This is a genomic window from Streptomyces sparsus (genome assembly GCF_054776295.1).
This window is the reverse complement of the sequence record NZ_BAAHCA010000842.1, coordinates 1-2,167: the sequence shown is the minus strand read 5'-3', so window position 1 is coordinate 2,167 and position 2,167 is coordinate 1. Positions and strand designations below refer to the sequence as shown.

Annotated in this window: 2 protein-coding genes; both read left to right on the top strand. The window is 71.8% G+C overall.

From position 1 onward, the window contains the following. Window positions 1-7 precede the first annotated feature (7 nt). Complete coding sequence (locus ACYVE9_RS24050) at window positions 8-799, top strand: rhamnogalacturonan acetylesterase (protein WP_461029991.1); 792 nt, start codon at window positions 8-10, stop codon at window positions 797-799. A gap of 60 nt (window positions 800-859) precedes the next feature. Further along, the coding region (locus tag ACYVE9_RS24045; RefSeq protein ID WP_461029990.1) for a pectate lyase family protein at window positions 860-2,167 on the top strand (1,308 nt) is incomplete at its 3' end.

Below are 2,167 nucleotides of genomic sequence, written 5' to 3'. Positions count from 1 at the left end.
CACCGCCCTGGCCGGGCTGCCGCTGGCCCTCACCGCCGACCCCGCAGCCGCCGACGACGGCGGCTCCCGGCCCCGCCGCCGGACCGTCCACATCGCGGGCGACTCGACAGCCGCGCAGAAGTACGCGGACGCCTCGCCGGAGGCCGGTTGGGGCATGGCTCTGCCGTTGTTCCTCAACCCGGCCGTCGGCGTCGCCAACCACGCGGTGAACGGGCGCAGTTCGATGAGCTTCATCAACGAGGGACGGCTCGGAGCGCTGCTCGCGCAGGTCCGCCGGGGAGACCTGCTGCTGGTCCAGTTCGGGCACAACGACGAGAAGACCGACGATCCTGCGCGTGGCACCGACCCCTGGACCACGTACCAGGAGTACCTGCGGCAGTACGTCGACGAGGCCCGGGCCCGCGGCGCCCGACCGGTGCTGATGACGCCGGTGGAGCGCCGCCGGTTCGACCAGCAGGGCGCGGCACGGCCCACCCACGGCGAGTATCCCGCCGCGATGCGCGCCCTGGCCGCCGAGCAGCGGGTGCCGCTGCTCGACCTCCAGGCGCGGTCCCTCGACCGCTGGCAGCAGCTCGGTCCGGACGGCACCGTCGCCTACTTCAACCACCTGCCGCCAGGGGAGTCCCCCAACTACCCCGACGGCCGTCAGGACAACACCCACTTCCGGCCGCGGGGCGCCATCGAGGTGGCCCGGATGGCCGCCCTCGCCCTGCTGGAGCAGCGGGTGCTGCCCCGCCGCGACCTGCGCCGGCTCGACGCCCCGGTCCCGGAGGCCCGGATCAGCTGGCCACCCGCCTGAGCCCCGCCCCCTGCTCCGCTGACCGACCCGCCCCCCGATCCCGACAGATGAGGACTCACGATGCCGACCCGTACATGTCATGCACGTGCCATCACACTGGTGCTGGGTTGCGCCACCCTCGCCCTGACCCTGGCCGTCCCGGCCCACGCCGCCCCGCAGCCGAAGGGGTTCGAACGCGCCGCCCTGCCCGCGGGTGACGGATGGGCCTCGGCGGAGGGCTCCACCACCGGCGGCTCGAAGGCCGCGCCCGAGCACGTCTACACCGTCACCAACCGCGCCGAGCTCGTCGCCGCCTTCGAGGAGGCGGGGGACGCGCCGAAGATCGTCAGGATCGCCGGCACCGTGCACGGCAACGCCGACGCGGAGGGCAGGCCGCTGGAGTGCGAGGACTACCACACCGACGGGTACACCCTGGACAAGTACCTGGCCGCCTACGATCCGGAGACCTGGGGCAGGGAGGAGCCGTCGGGACCGATGGAGGACGCCCGCGTCGCCTCGGCCGCCAAGCAGAAGGCCGCCGTCAACGTCGCCGTCCCCTCCAACACCACACTGGTCGGCGTCGGCAAGGACGCCACCGTCATCGGTGCCAGCCTCCAGGTGCGCGGCGTGTCGAACGTCATCATCCGCAACCTCAACTTCGAGGACACCTACGACTGCTTCCCGCAGTGGGACCCCACCGACGGAGCGAACGGCGCCTGGAACTCCGAGTACGACAACATGGTGATCTACGGCTCCGACCACGTGTGGGTGGACCGCAACACCTTCAGCGACGGCGACCGGCTCGACGCGGACCAGCCGCGCTACTTCGGTGAGCTGTACCAGCAGCACGACGGCCTGGTCGACATCGTGCGCGGCGCCGACCTGGTCACCGTCTCCTGGAACGTCTTCAAGAACCACGACAAGACCATGCTGATCGGCAACAGCGACGGGGCCGGGGCGACCGACCGCGGCAAGCTGCGCGTCACCCTGCACCACAACCTGTTCAAGAACCTCAACGAACGGGCGCCGCGCGTGCGGTTCGGGCAGGTCGACTCCTACAACAACCACTTCGTCGCGACGCGGGGCAGCACCTACGGCTACACCTACGGCATCGGGGCCGAGTCCCGCCTCGTCGCCGAGCACAACGCCTTCACGCTCGCTTCGCACGTCGATCCGGCGACGATCCTCAAGAAGTGGTCGGAGGCACCGCTCACCGCGGAGAACAACATCGTCAACGGCCGCCGCACGGACCTGATCGCGGTGCACAACGCGGGCGTGCCCGACGAGCAGCTCGCCCGGGGCGCCGGCTGGACCCCGACGCTGCGCACCCGGGTCCACAACCCCCGGGTGGTCCCCCTCGTCGTGCACCGCGGCGCCGGAGCGGGCCGG